Source organism: Xylanibacter rodentium (genome assembly GCF_013166575.1).
GTDB classification, from domain to species: Bacteria; Bacteroidota; Bacteroidia; order Bacteroidales; family Bacteroidaceae; genus Prevotella; species Prevotella rodentium.
This window is the reverse complement of sequence record NZ_JABKKE010000045.1, coordinates 1-5,269: the sequence shown is the minus strand read 5'-3', so window position 1 is coordinate 5,269 and position 5,269 is coordinate 1. Positions and strand designations below refer to the sequence as shown.

General features: G+C 55.6%; 6 protein-coding genes and 2 pseudogenes. All 8 read left to right on the top strand.

Annotated elements, in window-relative coordinates:
* Positions 1-164 (top strand): annotated as a pseudogene (locus HPS55_RS13760) (conjugative transposon protein TraK); the annotation flags it as partial.
* Between the two features lie 6 nt (positions 165-170).
* Positions 171-491: a TraL conjugative transposon family protein gene (locus HPS55_RS13755; protein ID WP_172178740.1), complete on the top strand. Its 321-nt coding sequence runs from the start codon at positions 171-173 to the stop codon at positions 489-491.
* A complete protein-coding gene (gene traM / locus HPS55_RS13750) occupies positions 460-1,833 on the top strand; it encodes a conjugative transposon protein TraM (protein ID WP_172178738.1) in 1,374 nt (457 codons plus the stop codon). Before HPS55_RS13755 ends, traM begins: the two co-directional genes overlap by 32 nt.
* 55 nt (positions 1,834-1,888) lie before the next feature.
* Positions 1,889-2,875, top strand: coding sequence for a conjugative transposon protein TraN (gene traN, locus HPS55_RS13745; RefSeq protein ID WP_172178736.1), 987 nt, complete (start codon positions 1,889-1,891; stop codon positions 2,873-2,875).
* Positions 2,876-2,877: 2 nt separating this feature from the next.
* The gene (locus HPS55_RS13740) at positions 2,878-3,453 is read left to right on the top strand and encodes a conjugal transfer protein TraO (RefSeq protein ID WP_172178734.1); all 576 of its coding nucleotides are present in this window, start codon (positions 2,878-2,880) and stop codon (positions 3,451-3,453) included.
* An 8-nt stretch (positions 3,454-3,461) separates the two neighbouring features.
* The gene (locus tag HPS55_RS13735) at positions 3,462-4,337 is read left to right on the top strand and encodes a toprim domain-containing protein (protein ID WP_172178732.1); all 876 of its coding nucleotides are present in this window, start codon (positions 3,462-3,464) and stop codon (positions 4,335-4,337) included.
* A gap of 25 nt (positions 4,338-4,362) precedes the next feature.
* Positions 4,363-4,866 (top strand): DUF3872 domain-containing protein, encoded by a 504-nt coding sequence (locus HPS55_RS13730; protein WP_172178730.1) that lies wholly within the window; start codon positions 4,363-4,365, stop codon positions 4,864-4,866.
* A pseudogene (locus tag HPS55_RS13725) lies at positions 4,863-5,192 on the top strand (lysozyme); the annotation flags it as partial. The gene HPS55_RS13730 and the pseudogene HPS55_RS13725, both read left to right, overlap by 4 nt.
* Positions 5,193-5,269 lie beyond the last annotated feature (77 nt).

Sequence of the window (5,269 nt, the reverse complement as noted above, 5' to 3'; positions counted from 1 at the left end):
ACGCCACGCAGAAAATCATCCGGCAGAGCAACGTCACAGAGCGCAGCCTCGTGACCACGTGCCGCCTCTTGAACTCGTCCCGTTCGGACGACAACCCCAACGGGTTCACCATCGAGGGGTTCACCATCATCGAGAACAAGGATTTACAAACCATCAAAAGGTAAACGGATATGAAGAAAATCAAGAAATCATTTTGGGGCGCCTATTGGAAACTCCATGACAAAAAGAAAATGCTGGTGGCAAGGCTCAAAGGCTATCTGGACGGCTTGCCGCCGAAGACACGCAGGCGCATCGTGCTGGCAATGCTCGCCGCATTCGCCACGCTTGCCCTCTACACTTTCGGTAAAGCCGTCTATGACATCGGCAGGAATGACGGTAGCCGGATGGTGACAGACCATGCCGGACAGGTGGAACTGTCCATACAGCAAAAAACGGAAAATCACTTAATACCTTATTTATATGGAACAGACAAAGAACGAAACAAAGATTGAGAACAAGACGGAGAGCAAGCCCGAAAACAAGGCGGCTCCCGGCAACGACAAGCTGAAAAAGGAGCGCAAGCCGCTGACCGAAGCCCAACGGCTGAAACGCCAGAAAATGATAGTGCTTCCCGCTATGGTGCTGGTATTCATCGGGGCGATGTGGCTGATATTCGCCCCGTCCTCCGGCAAGGAGCAGGAGCCGGGAACAGGCGGCTACAACATCGAGATGCCCGATGCGGACAAGGAGAACCGCCGGATTATCGGTGACAAGGCGAAAGCCTACGAGCAGGGGGCGATGGAGGAACGGCAGGAGAACCGCAGCCGTGCCATGCAGCAGTTGGGCGACCTGTTCGACCGCGACACAGCGGAAGCGGACAGTGGCAGCGACTTCGACCTTGCCAATCCCGGCGGAACGGAAGAGGCGGTGAAGCCCGCACCGAAGACCATCCAGTCCTCGGCAGCAGCCTACCGTGACCTCAATGCCACGCTCGGCAACTTCTACGAGCAGCCGAAGAACGACAATGCGGAGTTGGACGAGATGCTGGAACGCATCGCCACGCTCGAATCCGAACTGGAAAGCGGAAAAGAGAGAAGCTCCACGATGGACGAGCAGGTGGCACTCATGGAAAAATCCTACGAGCTGGCGGCGAAGTACATGGGCGGTCAGAACGGCACGCAGGCGGCAGATGGACAGACCGCAGAGTCGTCCCCCGTGCAGAAAGCCGGAAAGAATACGGCAAAACCCGTCAGGCAGGTGACGCACCAAGTGGTGTCCTCGCTCGGACAGCCCGTGAGCAATGCCGAATTTGTCGCTTCCTTCTCGCAAGAGCGCAACCGCAGTTTCAACACGGCGGTGGGCGTTACAACCGTATCGGACAGGAACACCATACCGGCATGTGTCTATGGGGCACAGAGCGTGACGGACGGGCAGACGGTCAGGTTGCGGCTGTTGGAGCCGATGGCGGTAGCAGACCGGATCATCCCCCGTAATGCGGTGGTTGTCGGCGCAGCCAAGATTCAGGGCGAACGGCTCGCCATCGAAATCACCTCTCTGGAACACGACGGTACGGTTATTCCGGTGGAGTTGGAGGTCTATGACACGGACGGGCAGCCCGGCATATTCATCCCCAACTCAATGGAGATGAACGCTGTCAGGGAGGTTGCCGCCAACATGGGCGGTTCGCTCGGCAGCAGCATCAACATCTCCACCAATGCCGGGGCGCAGCTCGCCTCCGACTTGGGCAAGGGGCTGATACAAGGCACGAGCCAGTACATCGCCAAGAAGATGCGTACCGTCAAAGTGCATCTGAAAGCCGGATACAGGGTCATGCTCTATCAGGAGAAGGACTGATGTATAATCATAAGAAATCCAATCAATAACAACAACCCACTAAATTCAAAGTAAAATGAAAAAAGTAATCATGATGTTTGCCCTCGCTATGGGCATCGCAACTGCCAACGCGCAGGAAAACGTAACCGTTGAAACGACCAACGGCAGTGAACAACCCACCTTGACAAAGGAGGTCTATCCGCAGAAGGAGGCGGACGGCGACCTGTATCACGGTCTGACGAGAAAGCTGGGCTTTGACCGCATGGTTCCCCCGCACGGCTTGGAAGTGACCTACGACAAGACCGTGCATGTCATCTTCCCGGCGGAAGTGCGCTATGTCGATTTAGGCTCACCCGATTTAATTGCGGGCAAAGCCGACGGTGCGGAGAACGTCATCCGTGTGAAGGCTACCGTGAGGAACTTTCCGAACGAAACCAACATGTCCGTAATCACGGAGGACGGGAGTTTCTACACATTCAACGTGAAGTACGCCGCCGAACCGCTGCTGCTCAACGTGGAGATGTGCGACTTCATCCATGACGGCGAGGCGGTGAACCGCCCGAACAACGCGCAGGAAATCTACCTGAAAGAGCTGGGCAGTGAAAGTCCCATGCTGGTGCGCCTTATCATGAAGTCCATCCACAAGCAGAACAAGCGTGAGGTGAAGCATATCGGCTGCAAGCGTTTCGGCATCCAGTACCTTCTGAAAGGCATCTACACGCACAACGGGCTTCTGTATTTCCACACGGAAATCAGGAACCAGAGCAACGTGCCTTTCGATGTGGACTACATCACGTGGAAAATCGTGGACAAGAAGGTGGCGAAGCGTACCGCCGTGCAGGAGCGTATCATCCTGCCGCTTCGCGCGCAGAACTACGCCACGCTCGTGCCGGGCAAAAAAAGCGAACGCACGGTCTTCACTATGGCGAAGTTTACCATCCCCGACGGCAAATGCCTCGTGGTGGAGGTGAACGAGAAGAACGGCGGCCGTCACCAGTCTTTCGTGATCGAGAATGAGGACTTGGTGCGTGCCAATACCATCAACGAACTTCAAGTGCGCTGACCATGAGAAAGTACATCGCAATAATCATCGCGTCGCTTGCCCTGTTCACGGGGCAGGCGCACGCCCAGCGATGCCTGCCGAAGATGCAGGGCATCGAGGTAAGGGCGAATCTGGCGGACGGCTTCAAACCCGGCGGCAACGACGGCGGGTACAGTTTCGGGGCGGCTCTCTCCACCTACACGAAGAAGGGGAACAAATGGGTGTTCGGAGGTGAGTATCTCCTGAAGAACAACCCCTACAAGGACACAGCCATACCCGTAGCGCAGTTCACGGCGGAAGGCGGCTACTATTTCAAGATACTTTCCGATGCCCGTAAAATCGTGTTCGTCTATGCAGGGGCTTCGGCTCTCGCCGGGTATGAATCGGTGAATTGGGGCGAAAAGGTGCTGCATGACGGTTCGACACTGCATGACCGGGACGCCTTCATCTATGGCGGTGCGCTGACGCTCGATATGGAGTTTTACGTGGCTGACCGTATTGCCCTGCTCGCCAACCTCCGGGAGCGTTGCCTGTGGGGTGGCGACACGAAGAAGTTCCACTGCCAATGGGGGCTGGGCATCAAGTTCATCATCAACTGATACGTGGCATGGAACGGACGGACATAGACACCATGAGGCAAATATCCCTCGCGGACTTTCTCGCACGGTTGGGACATGAGCCTGTCCGAAGGAGCGGAAACGAACTTTGGTATCGTGCGCCATACCGCAATGAGCGCACACCCTCTTTCCGCGTAAACGTGGCGAAACGACTCTGGTACGACTTCGGTTTGGGCAGGGGCGGCGACATCTTTACGCTTGCCGGGGAGTTTGCCCGAAGCGGCGACTTCATGGCGCAGGCGAGATTCATAGCGGAAACCGCCTGCATGCCGTTTGTCACAGCGAAAAAGCCGTTGTACCTGCCGGAACCGTCCGAACCTGCCTTTGAGGGAGTGGAAGCCGTCCCGTTGCTCCGCTCACCACTGACGGACTATCTGGCGGAACGGGGCATCCCGTATGCCGTTGCATCCCGCCACTGCTGCCGCCTGAACTACGGCGTGCGTGGAAAGCGGTATTTCGCAATCGGTTTCCCGAACGTGGCTGGCGGCTATGAAATCCGTAGCCGCTACTTCAAGGGTTGCGTGCCGCCGAAAGATGTGTCACTGATAAAACCGGAAGATACCGCCTCTGACGTATGCAGTGTGTTCGAGGGCTTCATGGACTTTTTGTCCGCTGACACATTCGGCATAGGCGGCAATGGCGACAGTATTGTGCTGAACTCCGTCGCCAACGTGGGCAAGGCGGTGAAACGCTTAGACGGGTACGGGCGCATCGACTGCTTCCTCGACCGTGACGAAGCCGGGTGGAGGACGCTGGAAGCCCTCAAAGGACACTACGACGGACGTGTCTGTGACCGTTCCGCCCTCTATGACGGTTGTAAGGACTTGAACGAGTATCTGCAACTGACAGCAAAAAAAAGAATATGAACAATAACTTAAAAATCAAAGGACAATGAACATACTGAACAACAAGAACAAGAGAATATCAATCTTCAAGGCGTTGGCACTCTGCCTGTTCGCCGCCGTGTCGCTCACGCTTGCATCGTGTGACGATGACATGGACATCCAGCAATCCTATCCGTTCACGGTGGAAACTATGCCCGTGCCGAACAAGGTCACAAAGGGGCAGACGGTGGAAATTCGCTGTGAGCTGAAAAGAACGGGCGAATTTGCCAACACGCTCTACACCATCCGGTATTTCCAGTTCGAGGGGGAAGGCAAGTTGGAAATGGCGGGCGGCATCACTTTCCTGCCTAACGACCGCTACCTGCTCGAAAACGAAAAGTTCCGCCTGTACTACACGGCAGAGGGCGACGAGGCGCACAACTTCATCGTGGTTGTGGAGGACAACTTCAAAAATTCCTACGAATTGGAATTTGACTTCAACAACCGGAATGTGAAGGATGACATTCAAACCGTCATCCCCATAGGCAATTACAAACCTCTGCCAAGATGATGCGTGTGTTCATGGCTATCCTCTGTTCGCTTCTGGCGGTCTGTTCCGTGTCCGCACGGGACAGCCGTCAGAAGGGGACGGACGGGCAGGCGGCAATCTACCGCCTGCCGCCTTTCGAGCGGGCGGTTCGCTGTACGAAGTATTTTGAGGGCTGGCACACGGAGAAACACCACCCATACGTGGGCTGGGGTCATCAGGTGCAGCCGGGGGAAAAGTATTCGGCACGCACCATGACGAAACGGCAGGCGGACGCACTCCTGCGGAAAGACTTGCGGAAGTTCTGCGCCATGTTCCGCAAGTTCGGGCGTGACAGTGTTCTTTTATCCTAACTTTCGGATAATAGCAGTTATCCCAACTTCATTATTATCCCAACCAAAGAGGTATATATCCTGTAAAACAGATT

What these genes read in the sequence shown, in the direction of transcription:
- HPS55_RS13755 (WP_172178740.1), top strand. Translation starts at nt 171, where the DNA reads ATGAAGAAAATCAAGAAATCATTTTGGGGCGCCTATTGGAAACTCCAT.
- traM (WP_172178738.1), top strand. Translation starts at nt 460, where the DNA reads ATGGAACAGACAAAGAACGAAACAAAGATTGAGAACAAGACGGAGAGC.
- traN (WP_172178736.1), top strand. Translation starts at nt 1,889, where the DNA reads ATGAAAAAAGTAATCATGATGTTTGCCCTCGCTATGGGCATCGCAACT.
- HPS55_RS13740 (WP_172178734.1), top strand. Translation starts at nt 2,878, where the DNA reads ATGAGAAAGTACATCGCAATAATCATCGCGTCGCTTGCCCTGTTCACG.
- HPS55_RS13735 (WP_172178732.1), top strand. Translation starts at nt 3,462, where the DNA reads ATGGAACGGACGGACATAGACACCATGAGGCAAATATCCCTCGCGGAC.
- HPS55_RS13730 (WP_172178730.1), top strand. Translation starts at nt 4,363, where the DNA reads ATGAACATACTGAACAACAAGAACAAGAGAATATCAATCTTCAAGGCG.